Here is a 25,839-nt window from a genome sequence, read left to right on the forward strand (position 1 = left end):
GGGTCAGGGCCCGCCGAGCAGGACATTCGCCACGCCGATGATCCAGTTCCGACCGTCAAGCCACCGGCGGTCGGGCAGACTCGAAGGAAACCCGGAGCAACTTCCGATCCCGAGTCCGACCCCCAGGGCCGAAAGAGGGTGGAACACGTGGACCGCTGCGTCGTCCTGGTGGACGCCGGCTACCTGCTGGGCGCCGCCGCCAGCCTCCTCGCCGGGGAACCGGCCCGTTCCCGGATCACCGTCGACCACGCCGCGCTGATCCAGCAGCTGCGCCAGCGGGCCGAGGCCGAGACCGCGCTGCCCCTCCTGCGGATCTACTGGTTCGACGGCGCGCCCGACCGGGTGCCCCAGCCCGAGCACCGCAGACTGCGCGTGATGCCCCGGGTCACCGTCCGGCTCGGCGCCCTGACCAGGAGCGACGGACGCTGGGCGCAGAAGGGCGTCGACGCGGCCATGCACACCGAGCTGACCGAACTCGCCCGGAACAGGGCCTGCTCCGACATCGTGCTCGTCACCGGCGACGGCGACCTGCTGCCCGGCCTCATGTCCGCCAAGGAGCACGGCGTCGCCGTCCACCTCTGGGCCGTCCAGGCCGCCGACGGCGACTACAACCAGTCCGAGGACCTTGTCGCCGAGGCCGACGAGCGGCGGGTCCTCGACCGGGCCTGGATCACCCGCGCCGTCCGCGCCAAGGACCTCACCGGGCTCTGCGCGCCCCCGCCCGCCCCGCGCCCCGAGATCGCCGCGATCCTCTCCGCGCCGCTGCCCGAGGCCGCCCTCGCCGCCTCCGCGGAACGGGCGGCGGAAGCCGCCGCGGCGGCCGTACGGAACGGGAGCACGGCCCCGGCCGAGGTGAACGGCTCCTCCGGCGCCTCCGACGGCGGCCTCGACCACGGCCACGACCGCGCCGGGGAGAACGGGCGCGCCCCGGCCCAGAGCAGGGGCGTCCCCACCCCCAAGGACCTCGCGGGGCTGCGCGGCCCCGCAGCCAACGGCACCCATGGCGTCCACGGCCCCCACGGCTCCTCCGCGGCGCAGAGCGCCAGCGCGCTCCGCTGGTCCTCCGACCGGGGCTGGGTCGAGCGCCCCGCCCCCCTCGGCGAACCGCCCGAGACCGCCTCCCTGCCCACCCTCGCCACCCTCACCAGCGCCGAGCAGCGCTGGGCCGACCGCGAGGAGGACATCACCACCGTCGGCGGCGACCCCTTCGAGGTCGGGCAGGTGTTCGCCCGCCGCTGGATGGAACGTCTCCCGGAACAGAGCCACGTCCAGAAGCTCTCCACCCTCTACCCCCGCATCCCGCACCGCATCGACGGCGAACTCCTCCGCTACGCCGCCCGCTTCGGCCTCCTCGCCCACAAGGACGACCAGATCGACGAGCACGACCGGTACGCGATCCGGGCCGGTTTCTGGCGCGAGATCGACGTCCGCGCCGCCGCCGAACACGCCCCCGCGCCCGGAGCGGGCCCGGCGACCCCGTAGGCTCTTCCTCCGTGAGTACGGTGTGCGCGGTGCGGGATCTGGTCAAGACGTACCCCGCCACGCGCGGCAGGCGCGGTGCCCCGGCGACCCCCGAGGTGCGGGCCACCGACGGGATCAGCCTCGACGTGCGCGGCGGGGAGATCTTCGGGCTGCTCGGCCCCAACGGGGCGGGCAAGTCCACCCTCGTCCGCCAGGTCACCGGGCTCATGCGCCCCGACTCCGGCTCCGTCGAGCTCCTCGGCCACGACCTGGTGCGCCACCCCGAGCGGGCCTCCCGCCTCCTCGCCCACCTCGGCCAGGAGTCCACCGCCCTCGACGAGCTGACCGTCGCCCTCGCCGCCGAGACCACCGGCCGGCTGCGCGGCCTCACCGCCCGCGACGCGCGCGCCGAGAGCGGCGCCGTCCTGGAGGAGCTCGGCCTCACCGCCCTCGCCCCCCGGCCCCTCAAGAAGCTCTCCGGCGGACAGCGGCGCCTCGCCTGCGTCGCCGCCGCCCTCGTCGGCCGGCGGCCCGTCCTCGTCCTCGACGAGCCCACCACCGGCATGGACCCGGTCGCCCGCCGCGCCGTCTGGGCCGCCGTCGACCGGCGGCGCGCCGAACACGGCACCACCGTGCTGCTCGTCACCCACAACGTCATCGAGGCCGAGACCGTCCTCGACCGGGTCGCCGTCCTCGAACACGGCCGGGTCATCGCCTGCGACACCCCGGCCGGGCTCAAGGAGCGCGTCGCGGGCGAGGTCCGCGTCGAGCTGGTGTGGCGCGAGACCGCCCCGCTCCACCTGCCCGAGGTCGCCGCCCTGCGCGGCCTCGCCCAGGAGACCGGCCGGCGCTGGGTCCTGCGGCTCGCCCCCGACGCGGCCCGCGCGGCCGTCGCCACCGTCACCGGCGGCGCCGCCTTCGCCGCCCTCGACGACTTCACCCTGGCCACCCCCAGTCTGGAGGACGTCTACCTCGCCCTCGGCGGCGGGGCGAAGGGCGCGGAGGGGCTGGTGAAGGGATGACCCGCCCCGCCCCCGGCGGCAGCCGCGTCCCCCGCGCGGCTCTCCGCGTCCCCCGCCTCCCGCACGCGGACCTCCCCGCCCCCGCGGGGCACCGCGTTCCGTACCCCCACGCGACCGTCAGGAGCTGTCCGCAGTGAGCACCGTGCCCGCCGAGGCCCTGCCGACCCGCGCACCGGGCGTCCGTCCGCGCGCCGACGGGACCGCCGCCGCCGCGCCCCTCGCCCCGAGCGCCCGGCTGCTGCCCTCCCTGGCCGCCGTCTACCGCGCCCAGCTCTCCCGCGCCCGCGTCGCCCGGATCCCGCTGCTCTTCGTCGCCACCTTCCAGTCCATCGGGATCATGGTCCTGATGCGCGGGATCGTCGACGGCGGCTCCGAGGCGCGCGCGGTCGTCGCCGGCTCCACCGTCCTCGTCGTCGCCTTCGTCGCGCTCAACCTGCTCGCCCAGTACTTCGGGCAGCTGCGGGCCGGTGGCGGCCTCGACCACTACGCCACCCTGCCGGTGCCGCCCGCCGCCGTCGTGCTCGGCGCGGCCGGGGCGTACGCCTCCTTCACCGTCCCCGGGACCGCCTTCACCGCCGTCGCGGGCTCCCTGCTCTTCGGCCTGCCGCTCACCCACCTGTGGATCCTCGTCGCCGTCGTCCCGCTCTCCGGCGCCGCCCTCGCGGGGCTCGGCGCCGCCCTCGGGCTCCTCGCGCCCCGTCAGGAACTGGCCACCCTCCTGGGCCAGCTCGGCATGTCGGCGGCGCTGCTCCTCGGCGTGCTCCCGGCGGAGCGGCTGCCCGGGCCCATCGGCTGGGCGCGGGACCTGCTGCCGTCGACGTACGGCGTGGAGGCCCTGGCCCGCACCTTCGACCCGGACCCCGACTGGGCGGCCGTCGCCCTCGACCTCGCCGTCTGCGGCGCGGTCGGCGCGGTCTCGCTGGCGGTCGCCACCTGGGCGTACCGAAGGGCCGCCGTCCGCTGAGGCGGGTCACAGGCACACCTGGCACGATGGCGGGGTGACCGCACCTCTGACTCCGCCTCACCAGCCGCAGCCGCACGACCCCGACCGGCCGCCGCCCGCCCCGCCGACGCCCGGCCCGGCCGGGGACCCGATCACGGCGGCCGAGGTCATCCAGGGCGTTCTGGTGACCGCCGTCTCGGCGGTCGCGGGAGCGCTGCTCGGAGTGCTGTGGCTGAACCTGGCCCCCCGCGTCCTGCTCGTCTCGGACGGCAAGGGGGTCTACCTGCGGAACTCCGAGGGGGAGTACGCGATCGGCGCCGACGGCACGTTCGTCGTGCTCGCCCTGGCCTTCGGCGCGGTCGCCGGGCTCGTCGTCTTCCTGCTGCGCCGGCGGGGCGGGGTCCCGCTGGTGCTCGGCCTGGCCGTCGGCGGCGTCCTGGGCTCCCTGCTCGCGTGGGGCGTCGGCACGCACTTCGGCCCGACCTCGGACGTGGTCGCCCGCGCCAAGGCCGTCGGGCCGAACGTCCCCTTCGAGGCCCCGCTGGAGCTGAACCTGGGGATCGCCGCGCTCCTCGCCTGGCCGCTCGGGGCGATGGTCGTCCACCTGGCCCTGACGGCCGCCTTCGGCCCGCGCGACCCGGACCCCTGGGAGCAGCCGAAGGCGCTCTGAGAACCCACGGCCCCGCGGGAGCAGCCGAAGGCGCTCCGAGGCCCCGCGGCCCTGCGGACCGGAGGCGTCAGTCGCGGCCGATCGGAGCCACCACCGCCGAGGTGAGGGCGGCGAGGTCCGCGGGGGAGAGCTCCACCTCCAGGCCGCGCCGCCCCGCCGACACGCAGACCGTCGCGTGGTCCGAGGCCGAGGCGTCGAGGACCGTACGGAGCCGCTTGCGCTGCCCCAGCGGGGAGATGCCGCCCCGCACGTAGCCCGTGGTGCGCTCCGCCGCCACCGGGTCGGCCATCACCGCGCGCTTGCCGCCGACCGCCGAGGCCAGCGCCTTCAGGTCGAGCCGGCCCGCCACCGGGACCACCGCGACCGTCAGCTCGCCGTCGACGTCCGCCACCAGCGTCTTGAACACCCGGTCGGGGGAGACGCCCAGGGCCTCCGCCGCCTCCTCGCCGTACGACGGGGAGGCCGGGTCGTGCTCGTACGCGTGCACGGTGAACGGCGTGCCGGCCGCCGTCAGGGCCGCCGTCGCCGGCGTGCCCCCGCCGTTCTTCTTCTGCTTCTTCGCCACGCGCTCTTCCTCGTTCTCCCCAGGTCCCGGCCGGCCGGGACCGGACCGGCTCAGTTCGGGTACGTCGGGGCCTGCGTCAGATCCACCGCCGGCAGCGACGGCAGGTGCCGCAGCACCGCCGTCTCCGCGCGCAGCAGGGTCAGCTCCTCGCGCAGCCGCGTCGCCGTGTCCGGGGCCTGGAGCAGCCGCTGCTTCGACGGCGTGTCGAGGACCGCGGCCGACGCGACCAGGTACGACACCACCGACGGGTCGTCCGGCAGCTCGGTCGTGGTCAGCGAGCGCTCCCGGGCCCCCGCCAGCCGCTTCTGGTAGCTCCGGAAGGCCCGCAGCACCCCCTCGGCGAGCGTGCCCGCCCCCTCGCCCCGCTCCTCCGGGACCTCCTCGACCTCGGCCGTCAGGAACGGGCCGCTCGCGTCGACCGAGAGCAGCTTCACCCGGGTCGTGCCGGTGGACATCACCTCGAAGCTGCCGTCGGCGCGCTCCCGGATGCTCGCCGCGTCGGCGACGCAGCCGACCCGGTGGAAGGACTGGATCGGGTCGGGGCCGAAACCCGCCGCCGGACCCTTCTCGGGCAGCGCCGTCGGGTCCGGCATGCCGGGCGCGGTCGGCGCGACCTCGCGGCCGTCGCGGATCGCGACGACGGCGAAGCGGCGCGGCTCCGACTCGTCGAGGGTGAGCAGCTCGCGCATCATGGCGCGATAACGCTCCTCGAAGACGTTCAGCGGCAGCACGAGGCCCGGGAACAGCACCGTGTTGAGCGGGAAGAGGGGCAGACGGGCGGTGGTCACAGCCGCCAAGCCTAATGGCCGCCGGGCCCGCCCCGTCCGGCCCGTCCACGACCCGGCGTCCACAGGGGCGTCCGGCGGGCCACTTCGAACCGCGTCCGGTCCCGCGCGGCCAGGAAGCGGAGGAGGGGGTCCTCCCCGCTCGGGCGGGGCCGGGAGCCCGGAGGGGGGTACTCCGGCACGGCGTCCCGCGCCGACTCCCAGGGGAACGAGGTCGCGGAGGGGCCGATCCGGCCGAACTCCTCCAGCGCCTCCGCCCACCGGCCCCGCTCCATCAGCACGTGCGCGAGCAGGTTGCGGACCCCGGCCGGCCACGGGTCGCCCGCCGGGAACACCGCCGACAGGGCCAGGGCCCGGTCCGCCGCCCGGTCGAGGCGGGCCGGCGGCTCGGAACCGTCCTGCCCGGGCGGCACCCGCAGCGCCTCGTGGGCGGCGCGGACCGGCAGCGCCCGCACGAGCGAGTCCGGGGCGGCGTCGTCGGCCGCCCGCTCGGCGAAGTCGAAGGCGGCGCGGCGCGAGCCCTGCCCCTGGGCGGACAGGTACTTCAGGGCCGCGACGTGGCAGCCGTAGTGGTGCGGGGAGCGGCGCACGGCCTGCTCCCAGAGCGTCTCGAAGACGGCGGGCCCGGCCTGCGCCCCGCGCGCGTGGTCCAGGGCGAGCCGCCACGGCACCGGGTCGTGCGGGGCCGTCTCGGCGACCCCCCGGACCAGCGGTTCGAGATCGCGCAGGAGTTCGGCCCGCGCCGGAGACCCCCACGCCCTGCGGACGGCGAGCTGCGTCGTGACGAGGAGGGCGTCCGAGTCCTCGGGCGCGGTGGAGAGCCACTGGAGCAGCCAGTCGTCCCTGAGGTGGGCGAAGGCGGCGAGCCGGGTGACGTACCGGTCGCGGTCCTCCCACTCGGCGGCGTCCCGGGCGGTGGCGAGCAGCTTCGCCGCGGGCTCCGGGTCGCCGAGGGCGGCGGCGACCAGGGCGGGCGCGAGCCGCTCGTCCGGGGCGTCGAGCAGCACGTCGTCGTCCGGCACGAGCCCGGCGGCGAGCCGCGGCGCGTGCCGGGCCGAGCGGGCGGCGCCGACCAGGGCGCGGAACAAGGACATGGCGTGACGTATTGTCCCCCGGCGGCCCACGCCGCCGCAGCCGTCCCGGCAGGTCGTGACAGCTCCCTCACCCCGCCGTGACAGCTTCCACACGCCTGCCGCGCCCGCCCCCGCGTCCTCTCGCGAAAATCCCTCCGCGACCCGCTCACCCCCTGCTCAGCAGGCGGGTCGCGCCCGCCGCCACCGTCGTCGCGAGGATCCAGCCCAGCAGGACCAGCACCGCAGCCACCCACTGCCACGCGCCTTCGAGGCGCCAGTAGCCGTCCTGCCCGAGGTTGATCACCGGCAGCAGCAGGTCGAGCGCGTACAGCGTGCCGTTCCACGCGGGCGCCTCGTCCTCCTTCAGCGGCACCGGCCGGTAGTGGGAGAAGGCCACCGTGCCCGCCGCCCACAGCACCGCCATCCAGAGCGCCGCCCGGCCCGGCCGGTAGCCGTACGCCACCGTCCAGTCCTGGAGGTACCCCCAGAGCTTCCCGGCCAGCGGCAGCGTCTCCCGGCGGCGCCGCTGCTTGGCGAGCAGCACCTCACGGGCGTCCGCGTCCTCCCCGCTGTTGCGCAGCACCGTCGCGAGGCGCTCGTACGGCTCGGGGGCGTACTCCGGGGTCGCCGCCGCCACCCACTCCAGGCGCCGGGACAGCGGGAAGCGCTCGTACGGCACGAGGTTCTCGTAGACGAAGCCGCCCATCGCCAGGCCGCCGGGCCCCGGCCAGCTGCTCCACAGGTCGATGAGCGTGACGATCTTGGCGCCGTTGAGCACCACCCGCCCCTCCTCCGGGCGCTCGCCGTTGAACCGCAGCTCCGGGGTGACGATCCGGCGCAGCGACACCTCCTCCCGGCGCGCGCCGTCGAGGAGGAACCGGGCGTGCTTCAGGTCCACCGCGTCCCCGAACCGCCCGTCGTCGAGCCGCACCCCGCCGTGGAACTCGACCGGCTTGCGCCGCGTGCCCCGGGCGGGCGTGAGCCCGTACGGCGGGGTGGCCGTCGAACCGACCACCGTCCCCGCGGTCCCCGCCCCCTCGTACACCCAGGCCGCGTTCAGATAGAGGGAGCGCTCCACCGTGAGCTGCGGCGCGTTGAGCGCGCGGCGGCCCTGCGCGCCGCGCAGCACGCTGCCCCGCAGGCTGAGCGAGACCCCGACCTGGGCCCCGCGCAGGCTCAGCTCGCCGTAGGTCTCGATCAGCTCGGCCTGGAGGTCCTGCGCCACCACCATCCCGTCCGCCGCGATCGCCCGGCCCCGCCGGTCCGGCCACACCTGGATCTGGTTGATCAGCAGGTCCGTGCCGATCTGCGCGTCCGTCAGCCGGATGCCCCAGCGCACCCGGCAGCGCGGCAGGTGCAGGTCCCCCTCCGTGTGCAGCCGGGCCGCCTCCAGGCGCGGCAGCGCGCACTCGACCATCCGCAGGGTGCCGAACCGGGCCTCGGGCACCGCCACCTCGCCGTCGAACCGGCAGCCCTGCAGCTCCACGTACGGCCCTATCGTCCCGCCCGCCAGGTCCAGGACGCCCGTGATCCTCGCCCCGCGCAGCTTCAGCGCGGCCACCCGGCCGGACCGGGCCTCCGGCCCGGAGAGCAGCAGCAGCGCCATCACCTCGGCGCGGACGCTCCGCTCCTCCCCCCACTCCCACGCCCCGAACGGGTCGTCCCGCTCCGCGATCCCTTCCGTCAGATCGCACGTCCTGCCCACCCGGAACGCCCGCCACAGCGCCCGCTCCGGAGCCGTGAGGCCGTCCGGCACCCCGTCCTCGCGCGGCTCGGTCACTGCCGCCCCCTCGCTTTCCACGATCCGCACCCACGATTCCGCTTCCCGGGATCCGTGGATTCGTACAGCCGTTCTTCCCGCTGTGTGACGGGCTGAACGCTAACGGTCAGGAGTGGCGACAAGACGCCAGTGTGGTGTGTATCAGCCAGTGATACGGGCGTCCGGCCCCGTGGGGCGTCTGAGAGAATTGACCCGTGATCTCTCGAATCGATCTGCGCGGCGAGGCCCTCCCCGAGGGTTCCGCCCTGCGCGACCTGCTGCCCCGTGCCGAGTTCGACGTGGAAGCCGCCCTGGAGAAGGTGCGGCCGATCTGCGAGGACGTACGGCATCACGGCGCGGCCGCGGTGATCGACTACGGAGAGAGGTTCGACGGCGTCCGCGTCCGGAGCCTGCGCGTCCCCGCCGAGGAGCTCGCCCGCGCCCTCGACGAGCTCGACCCGGCCGTCCGCGCCGCCCTGGAGGAGTCCGTCCGCCGCGCCCGGCTCGTCCACCGCGAGCAGCGCCGCACCACCCACACCACCCAGGTCGTCCCCGGCGGCACCGTCACCGAGAAGTGGATCCCCGTCGGCCGCGTCGGCCTGTACGTGCCGGGCGGCCGCTCCGTCTACCCGTCCTCCGTCGTGATGAACGTCGTCCCGGCCCAGGAGGCAGGCGTCGAGGGCGTGGCCGTCGCCTCGCCCCCGCAGAAGGACTTCGGCGGCCTCCCGCACCCGACGATCCTGGCCGCCTGCGCCCTGCTCGGCGTGGACGAGGTCTACGCGGCCGGCGGCGCCCAGGCGATCGCCATGTTCGCGTACGGAACCCTCGACGGCACCGGGACGGACGGCGAGTCCGGCTGCGCCCCCGTCGACCTGGTCACCGGCCCCGGCAACATCTACGTGGCCGCCGCCAAGCGCCTCCTCAAGGGCCGCATCGGCATCGACGCCGAGGCCGGACCCACCGAGATCGCGATCCTCGCGGACTCCACCGCCGACCCCGTGCACGTCGCCGCCGACCTCATCAGCCAGGCCGAGCACGACCCGATGGCCGCCTCCGTCCTCGTCACCGACTCCGAGGAGCTGGCCGGGGCCACCGAGGCCGAGCTGAAGACGCAGGTCGCCGCCTCCAAGCACGTCGACGACCGGATCGCGCCCGCCCTGGCCGGCCGCCAGTCCGCGATCGTCCTCGTCCGCGACCTCGCCGACGGCCTCCGGGTCGTCGACGCGTACGGCGCCGAGCACCTGGAGATCCAGACCGCCGACGCCGCCGCCGTCGCGGACCGCGTCCGCAACGCCGGCGCGATCTTCGTCGGACCCTGGGCCCCCGTCTCGCTCGGCGACTACTGCGCCGGCTCCAACCACGTCCTGCCCACCGGCGGCTGCGCCTGCCACTCCTCGGGCCTCTCCGTGCAGTCCTTCCTGCGCGGGGTGCACATCGTGGACTACACCCGCGACGCCCTCGCGGACGTCGCCCACCACGTGGTGACCCTCGCGGAGGCCGAGGACCTGCCGGCCCACGGCGCCGCGATCAAGGCCCGCTTCGGGTGGAAGGTGCCGGACACCAAGTGACCGCAGACCGAGTGACCGGAACCGGCGTGACCGGAATCGACGACCTGCCCGTCCGGGACGAGCTGCGCGGCAAGTCCCCCTACGGCGCGCCCCAGCTCGACGTCCCCGTCCAGCTCAACACCAACGAGAACCCCTACCCGCTGCCCGAGCCGCTCGTGGCCCGGATCGCGGAGCGGGTCGCCGAGGCCGCCCGCGGCCTCAACCGCTACCCCGACCGGGACGCGGTCGAGCTGCGCACCGAGCTCGCCCGCTACCTCACCCGCACCGGCGGGCACCCGGTCGCCACCGAGAACGTCTGGGCGGCCAACGGCTCCAACGAGGTCCTCCAGCAGCTCCTCCAGACCTTCGGCGGCCCCGGCCGCACCGCGATCGGCTTCGAGCCCTCGTACTCGATGCACGCCCTGATCGCCCGCGGCACCGGCACCGGCTGGATCTCGGGCCCCCGCAACGACGACTTCACCATCGACGTGGAGGCCGCCCGGAAGGCGATCGCCGAGCACCGCCCGGACGTCGTCTTCGTCACCTCGCCCAACAACCCCACCGGCACCGCCGTCGAGGCCGACACCGTCCTCGCCCTGTACGAGGCGGCCCAGGCGGCCAGGCCGTCGATGGTCGTCGTGGACGAGGCGTACGTCGAGTTCAGCCACCGCGACTCGCTGCTGCCGCTCATCGAGGGCCGCCCGAACCTGGTGGTCTCGCGGACCATGTCCAAGGCCTTCGGCGCCGCCGGACTCCGCCTCGGCTACCTCGCCGCCCACCCCGCCGTGGTCGACGCCGTCCAGCTCGTCCGGCTGCCGTACCACCTCTCCGCCGTCACCCAGGCCACCGCGCTCGCCGCCCTGGAGCACACCGACACCCTCCTCGGGTACGTCGAGCAGCTCAAGGCCGAGCGCGACCGGCTCGTCGCCGAACTGCGGGCGATCGGCTACGAGGTCACCGAGTCCGACGCCAACTTCGTGCAGTTCGGGAAGTTCCCCGACACCCACGCCGCCTGGCGGGCGATCCTCGACCGGGGCGTCCTGGTCCGGGACAACGGCGTACCGGGATGGCTGCGCGTCACCGCCGGCACACCCGAAGAGAACGACGCGTTCCTCGACGCGGTCCGTGAATTGATGAAGGAGCAGGAACGATGAGCCGCGTAGGCCGCGTTGAGCGCACCACCAAGGAGACCTCCGTCGTCGTCGAGATCGACCTCGACGGCACCGGAAAGGTCGACGTGTCGACCGGGGTCGGCTTCTACGACCACATGCTCGACCAGCTCGGCCGCCACGGGCTCTTCGACCTCACGGTCAAGACCGAGGGCGACCTGCACATCGACTCGCACCACACCATCGAGGACAGCGCCCTCGCGCTCGGCGCCGCCTTCAAGCAGGCCCTCGGCGACAAGGTCGGCATCTACCGCTTCGGCAACTGCACCGTCCCGCTGGACGAGTCGCTCGCCCAGGTCACCGTCGACCTCTCCGGCCGCCCGTACCTCGTGCACACCGAGCCCGAGAACATGGCGCCGATGATCGGCTCGTACGACACCACGATGACCCGGCACATCTTCGAGTCCTTCGTGGCCCAGGCCCAGATCGCGCTGCACATCCACGTCCCGTACGGGCGCAACGCCCACCACATCGTGGAGTGCCAGTTCAAGGCCCTCGCCCGCGCCCTGCGCTACGCCTCCGAGCGCGACCCCCGCGCCGCCGGCATCCTCCCCTCCACGAAGGGCGCGCTCTAGCCGTGAACGGCCTCTCCACCATCCTGATCGTCGTCGGGCTGTTCCTGCTCGGCGGCATCTACTCCTTCTCCAAGCAGCAGATGCCCAAGGGCGTCATCGTGCTGCTCTCCATCGGCGCCGCGATGTGCCTCGCCGCCGGCGTGCTCCGTCTGGACGTGTGGTCATGAGCGCGTCCGCGAGCCCCGCGAAGGGGAGCCCCAAGAAGGTCGTCGTCTTCGACTACGGCTTCGGCAACGTGCGCTCCGCCGAGCGCGCCCTCGCCCGGGTCGGCGCCGACGTCGAGATCACCCGCGACTACGAGCGCGCCATGAACGCCGACGGACTCCTCGTCCCCGGCGTCGGCGCCTTCTCCGCCTGCATGCAGGGGCTCAAGGAGGCCCGCGGCGACTGGATCGTCGGCCGCCGCCTCGCCGGCGGCCGGCCCGTCATGGGCATCTGCGTCGGCATGCAGATCCTCTTCGCCCAGGGCATCGAGCACGGCGTGGAGACCGAGGGCCTCGACGAGTGGCCCGGCACGGTCGAGCCGCTGAACGCCCCCGTCGTCCCCCACATGGGCTGGAACACCGTCGACGCCCCCGCCGACAGCGAGCTGTTCGCCGGACTCGACGCCGACGCCCGGTACTACTTCGTGCACTCCTACGGCGTGCGCGAGTGGACGCTGGAGGTCGGCAACCCCAACATGCGCGCCCCCAAGGTCAGCTGGACCACCCACGGCGAGCCCTTCGTCGCGGCCGTCGAGAACGGCGCCCTGTGGGCCACCCAGTTCCACCCCGAGAAGTCCGGCGACGCCGGAGCCCAGCTCCTCACCAACTGGATCGGAACCCTGTGAGCAGCACGCTTGAACTCCTCCCCGCCGTCGACGTCCGCGACGGCCAGGCCGTCCGCCTCGTCCACGGCGAGTCCGGCACCGAGACCTCCTACGGCTCCCCGCTCGAAGCGGCCCTCGCCTGGCAGAACTCCGGCGCCGAGTGGCTGCACCTGGTCGACCTGGACGCCGCCTTCGGCACCGGCGACAACCGCGAGCTGATCGCCGAGGTCGCGAAGGCCATGGACATCAAGGTCGAGCTCTCCGGCGGCATCCGCGACGACGCCTCGCTCGCCGCCGCCCTCGCCACCGGCTGCACCCGCGTCAACCTCGGCACCGCCGCCCTGGAGACCCCCGAATGGGTCGCCAAGGTCATCGCCGAGTACGGCGACAAGATCGCCGTCGGCCTCGACGTGCGCGGCACGACCCTGCGCGGCCGGGGCTGGACCCGCGACGGCGGCGACCTGTACGAGACGCTGGCCCGCCTCGACTCCGAGGGCTGCGCCCGCTACGTCGTCACCGACATCGCCAAGGACGGCACCCTCCAGGGCCCCAACCTGGAGCTCCTGAAGAACGTCTGCGCGGCCACCGACAAGCCCGTCGTCGCCTCCGGCGGCGTCTCCTCCCTGGACGACCTGCGGGCCCTGTCCGGCCTGGTCCCGCTGGGCGTCGAGGGCGCGATCGTGGGCAAGGCGCTCTACGCCGAGGCCTTCACCCTCGAAGAGGCGCTCGCGGCGGTGGCGTCGTGACCTCCGCGGTCCGCAAGGTCGTCACCGGTGCCCCCTGGGAGGAGCAGTTCGGCTACTCCCGCGCGGTCGAGCTGCCGAACGGCACGGTCCTGGTCTCCGGCTGCACGTCGGTGGTCGGCGGCCAGATCGCCGGCGGCGGCCCGCACGAGCAGACGGTCAACTCCTTCAACGTCGCCTTCGAGGCGCTGAAGCAGCTGGGCCTGGGTCCGGAGCACGTCGTCCGCACCCGGATGTACATCACGCACGCCCGGGACGTGGAGGAGGTCGGCCGCGCCCACAAGGAGCTGTTCGACGGCATCCGCCCGGCCGCCTCGATGATCATCGTCTCCGGCTTCGTCGACCCCAGCCTGGTCGTCGAGGTCGAGGTCGAGGCCTACCGGGGTGAGGACGCGTGAGCCTCGCCGTACGCGTGATCCCCTGCCTGGACGTCGACAACGGCCGGGTCGTCAAGGGCGTCAACTTCCAGAACCTGCGGGACGCGGGCGACCCCGTCGAGATGGCGAAGCTGTACGACGCCGAGGGTGCCGACGAGCTGACCTTCCTCGACATCACCGCCTCCTCCGGCAACCGGGAGACCACCTACGACGTGGTGCGCCGCACCGCCGAGCAGGTCTTCATCCCGCTCACGGTCGGCGGCGGCGTGCGGTCGGCCGAGGACGTCGACAGGCTGCTGCGGGCCGGCGCCGACAAGGTCGGCGTGAACACCGCGGCCATCGCGCGCCCGGAGCTGATCCGGGAGATCGCGGAGCGCTTCGGCCGCCAGGTGCTCGTCCTGTCCGTGGACGCGCGCCGCACGGAGACGGGCTCCTTCGAGGTCACCACGCACGGCGGCCGCAAGGGCACCGGCATCGACGCCGTCGAGTGGGCGCACCGCGCCGCCGAGCTCGGCGCGGGCGAGATCCTGCTCAACTCGATGGACGCGGACGGCACGAAGGACGGCTACGACACCGAGATGATCGCGGCGGTGCGCAAGCACGTGACCGTGCCGGTGATCGCCTCCGGCGGCGCGGGGAAGCTCTCCGACTTCCCGCCGGCCGTCGCGGCGGGCGCGGACGCGGTGCTCGCGGCCTCCGTCTTCCACTTCGGCGACCTGCGGATCGGCCAGGTCAAGGAGACGCTGCGGGAAGCGGGCCACGAGGTCCGCTGAGACCCGGTTCCGCTCTCCGGAAGGGCCCCCTCGGGGGCCCTTCTTCACGCCCGGACGTGCAACATTTATTTCGCAATTTTAGTTGCGCAACTTTTCTTTCGTATCTAGGGTCGTGGACATGACCTCGTCCGAGAACCGCCGGATCACCGACCTCGGCACCCTCAAGGCCATCTCGCACCCGCTGCGGATGCGCCTCTACCGCGCCCTCTTCACGGCCCGCACCGCCACCGCCTCCCAGCTCGCCGACCAGGTCGACGAGGCCGTCTCCCTCGTCAGCTACCACCTGCGCAAGCTCGCCGAGCACGGCCTCATCGAGGAGGCCGGGGCCCGGTCCACGGACGGCCGCGAACGCTGGTGGCAGCCCAGCTCGTACGGCTTCAGCATCCACGACGAGGACATGCGCGACGCCCCCGAACTCGTCGCCGCCAACACCGCCTTCAGCCGTGCGGTCGAGGAGCAGCGCAACGGGATGTACGCCCGCTTCCTCGACGAGCGGCCCACCTGGTCCGCCGAGTGGCGCGCCGCCTCCACCGCCTCCGAGTGGCTGCCCCGCCTCACCGCCCCCGAACTCGCCGCGCTCACCGCCGAACTGGACGCCGTCGTCCAGAAGTACGACCAGCGGGCCCGCGCCGCCGAAGAGGCCGGCGACACCGAGGGACGCGAGAACACCGCCGTCCACATCCACGCCTTCCCCTACCGCGCATGAGCGCCGCCGTCCTCACCGCCGCCCCCCGGCGGCCCGCCCACCGCGACCCCCGGGTCCTGCGCTGGCTCGGCGCCTACACCGCCTCCACCCTCGGTGACAGCGTCTACCACCTCGCCCTCTCCTGGGCCGCCGTCCGCGGCGGCACCCCGGCGGAGGCCGGACTCGTCCTGGCCGTCTCCGCCGTGCCCCGTGCCCTCCTCATGCTCGGCGGGGGAGTGATCGCCGACCGCTTCGGCCCCCGCCGGGTCGTCATCGCCTCCGACGCCGTCCGCTGCCTCGTCGTCCTCGCCCTGGCCGCGCTCGTCCTGGCCACCGCGCCCACCCTCTGGGTGCTCGCCGCCGTCGCCCTGGTCTTCGGCGTCCTCGACGCCCTCTTCATGCCCGCCGTCGGCGCCCTGCCGCCCCGGATAGCCGCCCGCGACCAGCTCGCCCGCGTCCAGGGCATGCGCGGCCTCGGCCAGCGCGCCGGAGCCGTCCTCGGCGCCCCGCTCGGCGGCCTCGCGGTCGCCCTCGGCGGACCGGGCATCGCGTTCGCGGTCGCCGGACTGCTCTTCGCGCTCTCCCTGCCCCTGCTGCTCGGCCTGCGCCTGAGCCCGCTGCCCACCGGGGCCGGGACGGAGGCGGCCCGGAAGAACACCGCCCTCGGCGACCTCGCCGACGGACTGCGCTACCTGCGCGGCCACCGGGTCCTCGGCCCCCTCATGATCGTCATCGCCCTCAGCGACCTCGGCTTCGTCGGCCCCCTCAACGTCGGCCTCGCGCTCCTCTCCGACCAGCGCGGCTGGGGCGCCTCCGGCATCGGCTGGATCCTCGCCGGCTTCGGCACGGGCGCGGCGGCCTCCTCGCTGCTGCTCGGCGTCAAGGGCCGGGTCCCGCGCGCCGGAGCCGTCCTCGGCTGGACCATGGCCCTCGGCGCCGTCTCGGTCGGCGCGCTCGCCCACGCCCCGCTGCTGCCCCTCGCCGTGCTCCTCGCGCTCTCCGTCGGCCTGCTCGCCGGGCTCTCCGGAGCCCTGGCCGGCGCCCTCCTCCAGACCGAGTGCGACCCCGCGTACCTCGGCCGCGTCTCCGCGGTCGCGAGCCTGTGCAGCCTGGGCCTCGCCCCGCTGAGCTTCCCGCTCACGGGCGCCGCGATCGGCCTGTGGGGCACCGGCCCGGTCTTCGTCGCCAGCGCCGCCGTCTGCGCCCTGGCGGGCGTGTACGGCCTCCTGGTCCCGGCCCTGCGCCACGCCGAACTGCCGAAGTGACGCAGGCCGCCGGGGCGCCGGAGCGGCACCGGGCCGGCGAAGCGACGCAGGCCGCCGGGCCGCCGGAGCGGCACCGGACCGGCGAAGCGACGCAGGCCGCCGGGCCGCCGGAGCGGCACCGGACCGGCGAAGCGACGCAGGCCGCCGAGCCCCCGGAGCGGCACCGGGCCCTCCGGACAGGCACCGGGCCCTCCGGACAGGCACCGGGCCCTCCGGACAGGCACCGAGCCCCCGGACAGGCCCTAGAACCCCAGCTGCTTCGTCTCCCGCAGCCGCTCGATCGCCTGCGGCTCCCCGTCGAGCGCCACCTTCGCCGCGTCCTGCCGCCCGTACAGGTACATCGTCAGCTCGCCCGGCTCCCCGGAGGCCGTCACCACCGGGGTGCCCTTGTGGGCGACCACCGTCTGCCCGTCCGGCCGGCGCAGCACCAGGCCCACCGGGACCTTGCGGCCCAGGAGCCGGGCCGAGCGCTCCAGGCGCGACCAGAGGGCGTCCGCGAAGACCGGGTCCAGCTCGCGGGCCGACCAGTGGGGCTGGGCCCGCCGCACGTCCTCCGCGTGCACGTAGAACTCGACGACGTTCGCCCCCTCGTCCACCTGCTTGATCGTGAAGGGCGAGAACTTCGGCGGGCCCGTGCGGATCAGCCGGATCAGCTCGTCGTACGGCCTGTCGGCGAACTCCGCCTGCACCCGGTCCTGCCGGTTCTTCAGCGCCGGCACGAGCGAACCGGCCGCCGCGTCCGGGCGCCGCTCCCGGACCACCACATGGGCCGCGAGGTCCCGCGTCCGCCAGCCCTCGCAGAGCGTCGGCGCGTCCGGACCGGCCGCTTCCAACAGGTCAGCCAGCAGAAGCCGTTCACGTTTGGCATGGGTCGACATGTCCGCCAGCGTACGGCGGACGCCGGCGGTCCGCCCAGTGGACGCCCCGCCGGACACCCTCCCCGGGCGCGGCACAATGGCGCCATGAGCAGCAATCTCGACCCGGCCGTCTCCGCCCGGCTCAAGCGCAGCCCGGACGGGCTCGTCCCCGCCATCGCCCAGCAGTACGACACCGGTGAGGTGCTGATGCTCGGCTGGATGGACGACGAGGCCCTGCACCGCACCCTCACCACCGGCCGCTGCACCTACTGGTCCCGCAGCCGGAACGAGTACTGGGTCAAGGGCGACACCTCCGGCCACGTCCAGCACGTCAAGTCCGTCGCCCTCGACTGCGACGCCGACACCCTCCTCGTCAAGGTCGACCAGGTCGGGGCCGCCTGCCACACCGGCGCCCGCACCTGCTTCGACGCCGACGTGCTCCCCGTCTCCCAGTAAGGTCCGGTGCCATGGATCTCGAGACCTTCCGCAAGCTGGCGGCCGACCGCCGCGTCATCCCCGTCAGCCGCAGGCTCCTCGCGGACGGCGACACCCCGGTCGGGCTCTACCGCAAGCTCGCCGCCGAACGCCCCGGCACCTTCCTCCTCGAATCCGCGGAGAACGGCCGCAGCTGGTCCCGCTACTCCTTCATCGGGGTCCGCAGCGACGCCACGCTGACGGTCCGGGACGGCGAGGCCCACTGGCTCGGCACCCCGCCCGTCGGCGTCCCCGTCGACGGCGACCCCCTCCAGGCCCTGCGCGCTACCGTCGAGACCCTCCACACCCCCCGCGACCTGGCGTCCGGCATGCCGCCCTTCACCGGCGGCATGGTCGGCTACCTGGGCTACGACATCGTCCGCCGCCTGGAGCGGATCGGCGAGCACGGCCGGGACGACCTGGAGCTCCCCGAGCTCACCATGCTCCTCACCAGCGACCTCGCGGTCCTGGACCACTGGGACGGCTCGGTCCTCCTGATCGCCAACGCGATCAACCACAACGACCTGGAGACCGGCGTCGACGAGGCGTACGCGCACGCCGTCGCCCGCCTCGACGCGATGGAGGCCGACCTGGCCCGCCCGGTCGCCACCGCCCCCACCGCCCTGCCCGCCTCCGAGCTCCCCGCGTACTCGGCCCTCTGGGGCGGCCGGGCGTACCAGGAGGCCGTCGAGGACGTGAAGGAGCGCATCCGGGCCGGCGAGGCCTTCCAGGTCGTGCCCTCGCAGCGGTTCGAGACCCCCTGCACCGCCTCCGCGCTCGACGTCTACCGGGTCCTGCGGGCCACCAACCCGTCCCCGTACATGTACCTCTTCCGCTTCGAGAACGGCTTCGACGTCGTCGGATCCAGCCCCGAGGCCCTCGTCAAGGTCGAGGACGGGCAGGCGCTCCTGCACCCCATCGCCGGCACCCGGCACCGCGGCGCCACCCCGCAGGAGGACCACGACCTCGCCGAGGAGCTGCTCGCCGACCCCAAGGAGCGCGCCGAGCACCTCATGCTCGTCGACCTCGGCCGCAACGACCTCGGCCGGGTCTGCGCGCCCGGCTCCGTGGAGGTCGTCGACTTCATGTCGATCGAGCGGTACTCCCACGTCATGCACATCGTCTCCACCGTGACCGGCCGGGTCGCGGAGGGCCGCACCGCCTTCGACGTCCTCACCGCCTGCTTCCCCGCCGGCACCCTCTCCGGCGCCCCCAAGCCCCGCGCCATGCAGATCATCGAGGAGCTCGAACCCTCCCGGCGCGGCCTGTACGGCGGATGTGTCGGTTATCTCGATTTCGCCGGCGACGCGGACACCGCCATCGCCATCCGTACGGCCCTGCTCCGCGACGGCACCGCGTACGTGCAGGCCGGAGCGGGTGTCGTCGCCGACTCCGATCCGGTGGCCGAGGACGACGAGTGCCGCAACAAGGCGGCGGCCGTGCTCCGCGCCGTCCACACCGCCAACCGGATGAACGCCTCCTGAGGACGTAGGGGATAGTGGGGTACGTGAGTGCCGTACCCGTACCCCAGCCCCGGGCCGCCCGCGCGGCCGCCCCCGCCGGTGGCCGTCGCAGCCTGGCCGCGGCCCTCTTCCTCGGCGCCCTCGGCGCCACCGTCGTCCTGCTCTCCGCCGGTCAGATCTGGGCGGAGGGCACCGCGGCCGTCGGCGGCGGCAGCGTCCCCGTCGAGGCCGACGGCGGCACCGTCACCGGCGTGCCGACCGCCCTCGCGATCGTCGGCCTCGCCGCGCTCTTCGCCGTCTTCGCCGTCCGCCGCACCGGCCGCGCCCTCGTCGCCGCGGTCCTCGCGCTCAGCGGCGCGGGCGCCGCGCTCGCCGCGGTCCTCGGCGCCTCCGACCGCACCGCCCTGGACGCCGAGGCCGCCCGGATCAGCGGCGACACGGCCGCCGCCGTCGCCGGCCTGACCCACACCGTCTGGCCGTACGTGACCGCAGTCGGCGCCGTCCTCATCCTGCTCGCCGGCCTCTTCGCGCTCCGCTTCGGCAAGAACTGGCCGGCCATGGGCGGCCGCTACGAGCGCACCGGCGCCCCGCGCGCCGGACGCAGGGCGCCCGCCGCCGACCCGGACCGGCCCGAGGACCTGTGGAAGGCCCTCGACCGCGGTGAGGACCCCACCCGGGGCTGACGGAGCCGGGGCGCCGACCGCGACGCGTGATCGTCCCGGTACCCCCGATTCATCCTCGCGTGCCCGCGTGCGGGACAATGAGCGCCGAGCGTCCGCGCACGCGTGACCTCACCATCGAGCAACAGCAACGAGGAGCAACTCATGGCGGGCAGCGCCCACGGACACACCCCGGCCGCCTGGACCGGTGTCATCATCTCCTTCATCGGCTTCTGCATCGCCGGAGTCTTCATGGTGGCCGCCAACGTGCCCGGTTTCTGGGCGGGCATCGCCGTGGTCCTCCTCGGCGGCGTCGTCGGCGGGGCGATGAAGGTGGCGGGCCTCGGCATGCCGAAGCAGTCGGCCGACGTCGTCGCCGCCCGCGAGGCCGCGACCACGACCGCGCGGGCCCGCTCCTGACGCGACCCCACGCACCCGAGGGCGCGGCCCGGCGACGCCGGACCGCGCCCTCGCGCGTGGAGGGGCCCGGGCCGGGCTCGTGGGTTGATGAGGGCCGGGCCGGGCTCGCGCGTGGAGAGGACCGGCCGGGCTCGTGCGCGAGGGGTCGGGCTGCGCCCTCGCGCGCGAGGGGCGAGAATCACCGCGTGGACCCGCACCCGACGCCCGAACCCGCGACCGACACCGCCCACCGCACCCGGTCGGCGGAACGGACGGACACGAATGTCCCGGCCCCGTCGGCCGGGGGCCCGCTCGCCCCGGACCCGGCCCCGTCCGTCCCGGACCCGTCGTGGGAACCCCCGCCCGCCCCGGCCCCGTCGCCGGCGGCCCCGGGCCCGGCCCCGTCCGCCGTGGACGCTGCGGGCCCCCGCCCGCAGGCGGTCGTACCGCCGCCCCCACCCGGCACCCCTTGGCCCGGGCCCCCCGCGCCCCCGGCCCCGCCCCGGTCGCGCGCCCGGCGCCTGCTCGCGCCCGTGGGCGCGGTCGCCGGGGTCGTCGCGGCGTTCGCGTACGTCGGGACCGTCGACCCCAACGAACCCGGGCACTACCCCGTCTGCCCGCTGCTCCGCTTCACCGGCGTGTACTGCCCCGGCTGCGGCGGGCTCCGCAGCGCCCACGCCTTCGCCCACGGCGACCTCCCGGCCGCCCTCGGCGCCAACGCCCTCGCCGTCGTCGGCTACGGCGTGTTCGCCGTCGTCGCCGTCCTGTGGCTGGTTCGCGCCTGTCGGGGCGTGCCGCTGCGCCTCGCGATCCCGCCGAACTGGTGGTGGGGGATCGGGGCCGTCCTCGCCCTCTTCACCCTGGTCAGGAACCTTCCCTTCGGCTCCGCGCTGGCCCCGTGAGGACCCGCCGCGACCTCGTCGGGACGTCCCAGCAGGTGGGACGTCGCTCCGGCCGATGCGATTCCCGGGCCGTCCTGCGGATAGGATCGATATGGCTGAACCTGGTTCATCATCACCGTCCCGGAAGGGGGCCCCTCGCGTGAGTGTGCTCGACGAGATCATCGAAGGCGTGCGCGCCGACCTCGCAGAGCGGCAGGCGCGGGTCACCCTCGACGAGCTCAAGGAGCGCGCCGCCAAGGCGCCGCAGGCCAAGGACGGCGTCGCCGCACTGCGCGGCGACGGCGTCAAGGTGATCTGCGAGGTCAAGCGCTCCAGCCCGTCCAAGGGCGCGCTCGCCGTGATCGCCGACCCGGCCGGACTCGCCGCGGACTACGAGGCGGGCGGCGCGGCCGTCATCTCGGTCCTCACCGAGGAGCGCCGCTTCGGCGGCTCCCTCGCGGACCTGGAGGCCGTCCGCGCCAAGGTCGACATCCCGGTCCTGCGCAAGGACTTCATCGTCACCGCGTACCAGCTCTGGGAGGCCAGGGCGTACGGGGCGGACCTCGCGCTCCTCATCGTCGCCGCCCTGGAGCAGGAGGCACTCGTCTCCCTCATCGAGCGGGCCGAGTCCATCGGGCTCACCCCGCTGGTCGAGGTGCACGACGAGGAGGAGGTCGAGCGCGCCGTCGACGCGGGCGCCCGGATCATCGGCGTCAACGCCCGCAACCTCAAGACCCTCAAGGTCGACCGCTCCACCTTCGAGCGCGTCGCCCCCGAGATCCCGGCGCACATCGTCAAGGTCGCCGAGTCCGGCGTCCGCGGCCCGCACGACCTCATCGCGTACGCCAACGCGGGCGCCGACGCGGTCCTCGTGGGCGAGTCCCTGGTGACCGGCCGCGACCCGAAGGCCGCCGTCGCCGACCTGGTCGCCGCCGGCGCCCACCCGGCCCTCCGCCACGGGCGGAGCTGACCGGACCATGACCCCCCGCCGCGACACGCCGACCCCTCCGGGCCCCGCCCGGGGGAACGTCGCCGTGCCGTCGGCACCCGGGCGCCGCGGCCGGCTCCGTACCGCCGCGGCCCCCGTCCCCGCGCACGCCCCCCTGGCCCGGGGCTGCCGCCCGCGCGGCTGCCGCGCGCCCGCCCGGCGGGTCCTCGGCCGCCGGGTGCGGTACGTGATCGGCGACGAGCCCGGCCAGGTCAACGGCATGCGATGGCGCCCGCGCCTCGCGCGCGACGTCAACGCCTAGCGGCTTCTGGTTTCCAGCGCCTTGCCGGTGCGGGGCACCTCCGTGCCGCGCGGCCCCCGCCTCGTGGGTCGACCCCGCTTCGGCGCGGCCCTTCGCCCCGCCCCTGCTGCCGGCCTCCACCCCCCCCGTGTGGGCAATCGTCCCGCAGGGCGGGACAGGTGGGCACACGGGACGGCGCCCATCGCGGGCGCCTCCGCACCTGTTCCCGCCCGCACCACCGGCGCGGCGCACAGCGCGGTGCGGGTCAGGGCGCGGAAGCCTGGGTCCGGCAAAGGGCGCCGTCCGGTTGTGCCCACCCTCCCCCAGAGGGGGCACCCCCACGCCCCAGCGGAACGACTGCCCACAACGGTGGGGCGGAGGCCCCGCAACGGGCAGGGGCGAGGCCTGAGGCCGAGCTGCGGGTGTCGCCGGAGCGGAGGCCCGTAACCGGTGCCCGGCAACGGCGACGGCAACCGCACCGGCGACGGCAACCGCAACCGCACCGGCGGCGGCAACGCCGTACGCGAGCGGCGCGCGCATACCGTGACCATCACCCACACGTAACCCCGGGGCACCGCCCCGCGAGGAGCAACCGCATGTCCAGCGAGTTCTTCATTCCCGACCCGGACGGTCAGGTCCCCACCGCCGAGGGCTACTTCGGCGCCTACGGCGGCAAGTTCATCCCGGAGGCCCTCGTCGCCGCCGTGGACGAGGTCGCCGTCGAGTACGACAAGGCCAAGGGCGACCCCGAGTTCGCCCGCGAGCTCAACGACCTGATGGTCAACTACACGGGCCGCCCGAGCGCCCTCACCGAAGTGCCCCGGTTCGCCGAGCACGCCGGCGGCGCCCGGATCTTCCTCAAGCGCGAGGACCTCAACCACACCGGCTCGCACAAGATCAACAACGTGCTCGGCCAGGCCCTCCTGACCAAGCGCATGGGCAAGACCCGGGTCATCGCGGAGACCGGCGCCGGGCAGCACGGCGTCGCCACCGCCACCGCCTGCGCCCTCTTCGGCCTCGACTGCACCGTCTACATGGGCGAGGTCGACACCCAGCGCCAGGCGCTGAACGTCGCCCGGATGCGGATGCTCGGCGCCGAGGTCGTCGCCGTGAAGTCCGGCAGCCGCACCCTCAAGGACGCCATCAACGAGGCCTTCCGCGACTGGGTCGCCAACGTCGACCGCACGCACTACCTCTTCGGTACCGTCGCGGGCCCGCACCCCTTCCCCGCCATGGTCCGCGACTTCCACCGCGTCATCGGCGTCGAGGCCCGCCGCCAGATCCTGGAGTGCGCCGGGCGCCTCCCCGACGCGGCGATCGCCTGCGTCGGCGGCGGATCCAACGCCATCGGCCTCTTCCACGCCTTCGTCCCCGACGCCGGCGTGCGCCTGATCGGCTGCGAGCCGGCCGGCCACGGCGTCGAGACCGGCGAGCACGCGGCCACCCTCACCGCCGGCGAGCCCGGCATCCTGCACGGCTCGCGCAGTTACGTCCTCCAGGACGACGAGGGCCAGATCACCGAGCCGTACTCGATCTCGGCCGGTCTCGACTATCCCGGCATCGGCCCCGAGCACGCCCACCTCAAGGACAGCGGCCGCGGCGAGTACCGGGCCGTCACCGACGACGCCGCCATGCAGGCCCTGCGCCTGCTCTCCCGCACCGAGGGCATCATCCCGGCCATCGAGTCGGCGCACGCCCTCGCCGGGGCGATCGAGGTCGGCAGGGAGCTGGGCCCCGAGGGCCTCCTCGTGGTCAACCTCTCCGGGCGCGGCGACAAGGACATGGACACCGCCGCCCGCTACTTCGGCCTGTACGACACCGACGCCGAGGTCGCCGCGGACGCCGGCGCCGACGACACCGCCGAGATCGAGGGGGACGCCAAGTGAGCGGCAACATCGACCTGCTGAGCGACACCCTCGCCGCCGCGAAGGCGGAGAACCGGGCCGCGCTCATCGCCTACCTGCCGGCCGGCTTCCCGACCGTCGACGGCGGCATCGCGGCGATCAAGGCCGTCTTCGACGGCGGCGCCGACGTCGTCGAGGTCGGCCTCCCGCACAGCGACCCCGTCCTCGACGGCCCGGTCATCCAGACCGCCGACGACATCGCCCTGCGCGGCGGCGTCAGGATCGCCGACGTCATGCGCACGGTCCGCGAGGCCCACGAGGCCACCGGCAAGCCGGTCCTCGTCATGACGTACTGGAACCCGATCGACCGGTACGGCGTCGAGCGCTTCACCGAGGAGCTCGCCGCGGCCGGCGGCGCGGGCTGCATCCTGCCCGACCTGCCGGTCCAGGAGTCCGCGCTCTGGCGCGAGCACGCCGACAAGCACGGTCTCGCGACCGTCTTCGTCGTCGCGCCCAGCAGCAGGGACGAGCGCCTCGCCACCATCACGGCCGCCGGTTCCGGCTTCGTCTACGCCGCCTCCCTCATGGGCGTCACCGGCACCCGCGCGTCCGTCGGCGAGCAGGCGGCCGACCTCGTCCGCCGCACCCGCGCCGCCGTCGAGCCCGGCCGCACCCTCCCCGTCTGCGTCGGGCTCGGCGTCTCCAACGCCGTCCAGGCCAAGGAGGTCGCCGCCTTCGCCGACGGCGTCATCGTCGGCTCCGCCTTCGTGAAGCGGATCCTCGACGCCGAGGGCGACGAGGCCGCCGGACTCGCCGCCGTAAGGGAACTGGCGGCCGAACTCGCCGAGGGCGTCCGCCGGGATCCGTAACCCGTCCGGGTGGATCTGGGACCGGGGAGGCGCGCACGTGCCTCCCCGGTTCGTTGTCCGGGGCGTGAGCCAGAACAGCCGTGGTGACGGCAACCGGAACGCGCGGGAGCGCCTTCAGCAGCAGCGCGAGCGCGACAAGGCCCGCGACAGGCAGCGACGCGTGCTGATCGTGTCGTCGGCGGTGGTCGGCGTCCTCGCCCTGGCCGCGGTCGTCGGCGTGATCGCCGCGAACGCCGACAAGGGCGGCGGATCCGACAAGGCGGGGCCCGTGGTCGCGCCGTCGACCTCGGTCGAGGGCGACAAGCCCGCCATCCCCACCGGCCGGCCGGACGCCCCCGCCACCCTCCAGATCTGGGAGGACTTCCGCTGCCCGGCGTGCGCCCAGTTCGAGAACGTGATGCGGAACTCCATCCACGAGCTGGAGGCCTCGGGGCAGCTCAGGACCGAGTACCACCTCGCCACCCTCATCGACGGGAACATGGGCGGCAGCGGCTCGCTGCGCGCGGCGAACGCCGCCGCGTGCGCCCAGGACGCGGGGAAGTTCACCCCGTACCACGACACGCTCTACATCAACCAGCCGCAGGAGACGGACGACGCCTTCGGCGACGACAAGAAGCTGATCGAGCTGGCGGCGAAGGTGCCCGGCCTCGACACGCCGGAGTTCCGGAGCTGCGTGGAGGACGGCACGCACGACAGCTGGGTCGTGAAGTCCAACGAGGCCTTCCAGAAGGGCGGCTTCCGCGGCACCCCGACCGTCCTGCTCAACGGCGAGTCGATCTTCCCGACCAAGGGGAACGAGCAGCTCTCCCCGGAGAACCTGAAGAAGTGGGTCGCCGAGGCCAACAAGGGCAAGAAGCCCGGCACGACCTCCCCGTCGGCCGGCTGAACGGCCCTCCGGACGGGTCCGTCCGCCGGGGTTAGTTACCCAGACGTTGCCGGGCGGG

Annotated in this window: 29 protein-coding genes; 24 read left to right on the forward strand and 5 right to left on the reverse strand. The window is 74.7% G+C overall.

The window, feature by feature from the left end; translation table 11 throughout:
• Positions 1 to 138: 138 nt before the first annotated feature.
• The 4 genes from ACWGSR_RS10905 to ACWGSR_RS10920 all read left to right on the forward strand — a co-directional run bounded on the left by ACWGSR_RS10905 (position 139) and on the right by ACWGSR_RS10920 (position 4,096).
• Positions 139 to 1,482, forward strand: coding sequence for an NYN domain-containing protein (locus ACWGSR_RS10905; RefSeq protein ID WP_453565464.1), 1,344 nt, complete (start codon positions 139 to 141; stop codon positions 1,480 to 1,482).
• A 20-nt stretch (positions 1,483 to 1,502) separates the two neighbouring features.
• On the forward strand, positions 1,503 to 2,483 hold the full coding sequence (locus ACWGSR_RS10910) for an ABC transporter ATP-binding protein (protein ID WP_376241878.1): 981 nt from the start codon (positions 1,503 to 1,505) through the stop codon (positions 2,481 to 2,483).
• Positions 2,484 to 2,640: 157 nt separating this feature from the next.
• A complete protein-coding gene (locus ACWGSR_RS10915) occupies positions 2,641 to 3,447 on the forward strand; it encodes an ABC transporter permease (RefSeq protein WP_376241876.1) in 807 nt (268 codons plus the stop codon).
• Between the two features lie 34 nt (positions 3,448 to 3,481).
• Positions 3,482 to 4,096 carry a DUF2567 domain-containing protein gene (locus tag ACWGSR_RS10920; protein WP_453565466.1) on the forward strand — a complete coding sequence of 205 codons (615 nt, stop codon included), beginning with the start codon at positions 3,482 to 3,484 and terminating at the stop codon, positions 4,094 to 4,096.
• A gap of 67 nt (positions 4,097 to 4,163) precedes the next feature.
• Here ACWGSR_RS10920 and ybaK read toward each other — a convergent pair whose 3' ends face one another.
• From ybaK to ACWGSR_RS10940, 4 genes are all read right to left on the reverse strand, one after another.
• Positions 4,164 to 4,661, reverse strand: coding sequence for a Cys-tRNA(Pro) deacylase (ybaK, locus tag ACWGSR_RS10925; RefSeq protein WP_376241842.1), 498 nt, complete (start codon positions 4,659 to 4,661; stop codon positions 4,164 to 4,166).
• A gap of 50 nt (positions 4,662 to 4,711) precedes the next feature.
• The gene (locus tag ACWGSR_RS10930) at positions 4,712 to 5,449 is read right to left on the reverse strand and encodes an LON peptidase substrate-binding domain-containing protein (RefSeq protein ID WP_376241840.1); all 738 of its coding nucleotides are present in this window, start codon (positions 5,447 to 5,449) and stop codon (positions 4,712 to 4,714) included.
• Positions 5,450 to 5,460: 11 nt separating this feature from the next.
• Positions 5,461 to 6,540 carry a hypothetical protein gene (locus ACWGSR_RS10935; protein WP_453565469.1) on the reverse strand — a complete coding sequence of 360 codons (1,080 nt, stop codon included), beginning with the start codon at positions 6,538 to 6,540 and terminating at the stop codon, positions 5,461 to 5,463.
• A 145-nt stretch (positions 6,541 to 6,685) separates the two neighbouring features.
• The gene (locus tag ACWGSR_RS10940) at positions 6,686 to 8,299 is read right to left on the reverse strand and encodes an oxidoreductase (protein ID WP_453565472.1); all 1,614 of its coding nucleotides are present in this window, start codon (positions 8,297 to 8,299) and stop codon (positions 6,686 to 6,688) included.
• 194 nt (positions 8,300 to 8,493) lie between these two features.
• Here ACWGSR_RS10940 and hisD point away from each other — a divergent pair, with 194 nt between their 5' ends.
• From hisD to ACWGSR_RS10990, 10 genes are all read left to right on the forward strand, one after another.
• Entirely contained in the window at positions 8,494 to 9,846 is a 1,353-nt protein-coding gene (hisD, locus tag ACWGSR_RS10945) for a histidinol dehydrogenase (RefSeq protein ID WP_453565475.1), read from the forward strand.
• 26 nt (positions 9,847 to 9,872) lie between these two features.
• Entirely contained in the window at positions 9,873 to 10,979 is a 1,107-nt protein-coding gene (locus ACWGSR_RS10950) for a histidinol-phosphate transaminase (protein ID WP_376241874.1), read from the forward strand.
• Positions 10,976 to 11,569, forward strand: a complete 594-nt coding sequence (gene hisB / locus ACWGSR_RS10955) for an imidazoleglycerol-phosphate dehydratase HisB (protein ID WP_053646363.1) — start codon at positions 10,976 to 10,978, stop codon at positions 11,567 to 11,569. Before ACWGSR_RS10950 ends, hisB begins: the two co-directional genes overlap by 4 nt.
• Positions 11,570 to 11,571: 2 nt before the next feature.
• Positions 11,572 to 11,736 (forward strand): hypothetical protein, encoded by a 165-nt coding sequence (locus tag ACWGSR_RS10960; RefSeq protein WP_376241831.1) that lies wholly within the window; start codon positions 11,572 to 11,574, stop codon positions 11,734 to 11,736.
• Positions 11,733 to 12,398, forward strand: a complete 666-nt coding sequence (hisH, locus tag ACWGSR_RS10965; protein ID WP_376241829.1) for an imidazole glycerol phosphate synthase subunit HisH — start codon at positions 11,733 to 11,735, stop codon at positions 12,396 to 12,398. Before ACWGSR_RS10960 ends, hisH begins: the two co-directional genes overlap by 4 nt.
• The gene (gene priA, locus ACWGSR_RS10970; protein ID WP_376241827.1) at positions 12,395 to 13,123 is read left to right on the forward strand and encodes a bifunctional 1-(5-phosphoribosyl)-5-((5-phosphoribosylamino)methylideneamino)imidazole-4-carboxamide isomerase/phosphoribosylanthranilate isomerase PriA; all 729 of its coding nucleotides are present in this window, start codon (positions 12,395 to 12,397) and stop codon (positions 13,121 to 13,123) included. The genes hisH and priA overlap by 4 nt, the downstream gene beginning before the upstream one ends.
• Positions 13,120 to 13,518, forward strand: coding sequence for a RidA family protein (locus ACWGSR_RS10975; RefSeq protein ID WP_376241825.1), 399 nt, complete (start codon positions 13,120 to 13,122; stop codon positions 13,516 to 13,518). The genes priA and ACWGSR_RS10975 overlap by 4 nt, the downstream gene beginning before the upstream one ends.
• The gene (gene hisF / locus ACWGSR_RS10980; protein ID WP_376241823.1) at positions 13,515 to 14,270 is read left to right on the forward strand and encodes an imidazole glycerol phosphate synthase subunit HisF; all 756 of its coding nucleotides are present in this window, start codon (positions 13,515 to 13,517) and stop codon (positions 14,268 to 14,270) included. Before ACWGSR_RS10975 ends, hisF begins: the two co-directional genes overlap by 4 nt.
• A 118-nt stretch (positions 14,271 to 14,388) precedes the next feature.
• A complete protein-coding gene (locus tag ACWGSR_RS10985; RefSeq protein ID WP_453565481.1) occupies positions 14,389 to 14,976 on the forward strand; it encodes an ArsR/SmtB family transcription factor in 588 nt (195 codons plus the stop codon).
• Positions 14,973 to 16,220: an MFS transporter gene (locus ACWGSR_RS10990; protein ID WP_453565484.1), complete on the forward strand. Its 1,248-nt coding sequence runs from the start codon at positions 14,973 to 14,975 to the stop codon at positions 16,218 to 16,220. The genes ACWGSR_RS10985 and ACWGSR_RS10990 overlap by 4 nt, the downstream gene beginning before the upstream one ends.
• A 242-nt stretch (positions 16,221 to 16,462) precedes the next feature.
• Here ACWGSR_RS10990 and ACWGSR_RS10995 read toward each other — a convergent pair whose 3' ends face one another.
• A complete protein-coding gene (locus ACWGSR_RS10995; protein WP_453565486.1) occupies positions 16,463 to 17,098 on the reverse strand; it encodes a TIGR03085 family metal-binding protein in 636 nt (211 codons plus the stop codon).
• 84 nt (positions 17,099 to 17,182) lie between these two features.
• Here ACWGSR_RS10995 and hisI point away from each other — a divergent pair, with 84 nt between their 5' ends.
• The 10 genes from hisI (at position 17,183) to ACWGSR_RS11045 (ending at position 25,781) form a co-directional block, all read left to right on the forward strand.
• Positions 17,183 to 17,533, forward strand: a complete 351-nt coding sequence (gene hisI / locus ACWGSR_RS11000; protein WP_376241815.1) for a phosphoribosyl-AMP cyclohydrolase — start codon at positions 17,183 to 17,185, stop codon at positions 17,531 to 17,533.
• A gap of 11 nt (positions 17,534 to 17,544) precedes the next feature.
• Positions 17,545 to 19,035 carry an anthranilate synthase component I gene (locus tag ACWGSR_RS11005; protein ID WP_376241813.1) on the forward strand — a complete coding sequence of 497 codons (1,491 nt, stop codon included), beginning with the start codon at positions 17,545 to 17,547 and terminating at the stop codon, positions 19,033 to 19,035.
• 14 nt (positions 19,036 to 19,049) lie between these two features.
• Entirely contained in the window at positions 19,050 to 19,697 is a 648-nt protein-coding gene (locus tag ACWGSR_RS11010) for a TIGR02234 family membrane protein (protein WP_453565489.1), read from the forward strand.
• A gap of 141 nt (positions 19,698 to 19,838) precedes the next feature.
• Positions 19,839 to 20,093 carry an HGxxPAAW family protein gene (locus ACWGSR_RS11015; RefSeq protein ID WP_125668447.1) on the forward strand — a complete coding sequence of 85 codons (255 nt, stop codon included), beginning with the start codon at positions 19,839 to 19,841 and terminating at the stop codon, positions 20,091 to 20,093.
• Between the two features lie 389 nt (positions 20,094 to 20,482).
• Positions 20,483 to 20,974: a DUF2752 domain-containing protein gene (locus ACWGSR_RS11020; protein ID WP_453565780.1), complete on the forward strand. Its 492-nt coding sequence runs from the start codon at positions 20,483 to 20,485 to the stop codon at positions 20,972 to 20,974.
• 139 nt (positions 20,975 to 21,113) lie between these two features.
• The gene (trpC, locus tag ACWGSR_RS11025; RefSeq protein ID WP_453565491.1) at positions 21,114 to 21,923 is read left to right on the forward strand and encodes an indole-3-glycerol phosphate synthase TrpC; all 810 of its coding nucleotides are present in this window, start codon (positions 21,114 to 21,116) and stop codon (positions 21,921 to 21,923) included.
• 7 nt (positions 21,924 to 21,930) lie between these two features.
• A complete protein-coding gene (trpM, locus tag ACWGSR_RS11030) occupies positions 21,931 to 22,203 on the forward strand; it encodes a tryptophan biosynthesis modulator TrpM (RefSeq protein ID WP_376241808.1) in 273 nt (90 codons plus the stop codon).
• A 575-nt stretch (positions 22,204 to 22,778) separates the two neighbouring features.
• A complete protein-coding gene (gene trpB / locus ACWGSR_RS11035; RefSeq protein WP_453565494.1) occupies positions 22,779 to 24,068 on the forward strand; it encodes a tryptophan synthase subunit beta in 1,290 nt (429 codons plus the stop codon).
• Entirely contained in the window at positions 24,065 to 24,895 is an 831-nt protein-coding gene (trpA, locus tag ACWGSR_RS11040) for a tryptophan synthase subunit alpha (protein WP_453565497.1), read from the forward strand. The genes trpB and trpA overlap by 4 nt, the downstream gene beginning before the upstream one ends.
• A gap of 64 nt (positions 24,896 to 24,959) precedes the next feature.
• Complete coding sequence (locus tag ACWGSR_RS11045; protein WP_453565500.1) at positions 24,960 to 25,781, forward strand: DsbA family protein; 822 nt, start codon at positions 24,960 to 24,962, stop codon at positions 25,779 to 25,781.
• Positions 25,782 to 25,839: the final 58 nt, after the last annotated feature.

The organism is Streptomyces sp. NPDC055632, from assembly GCF_053618675.1.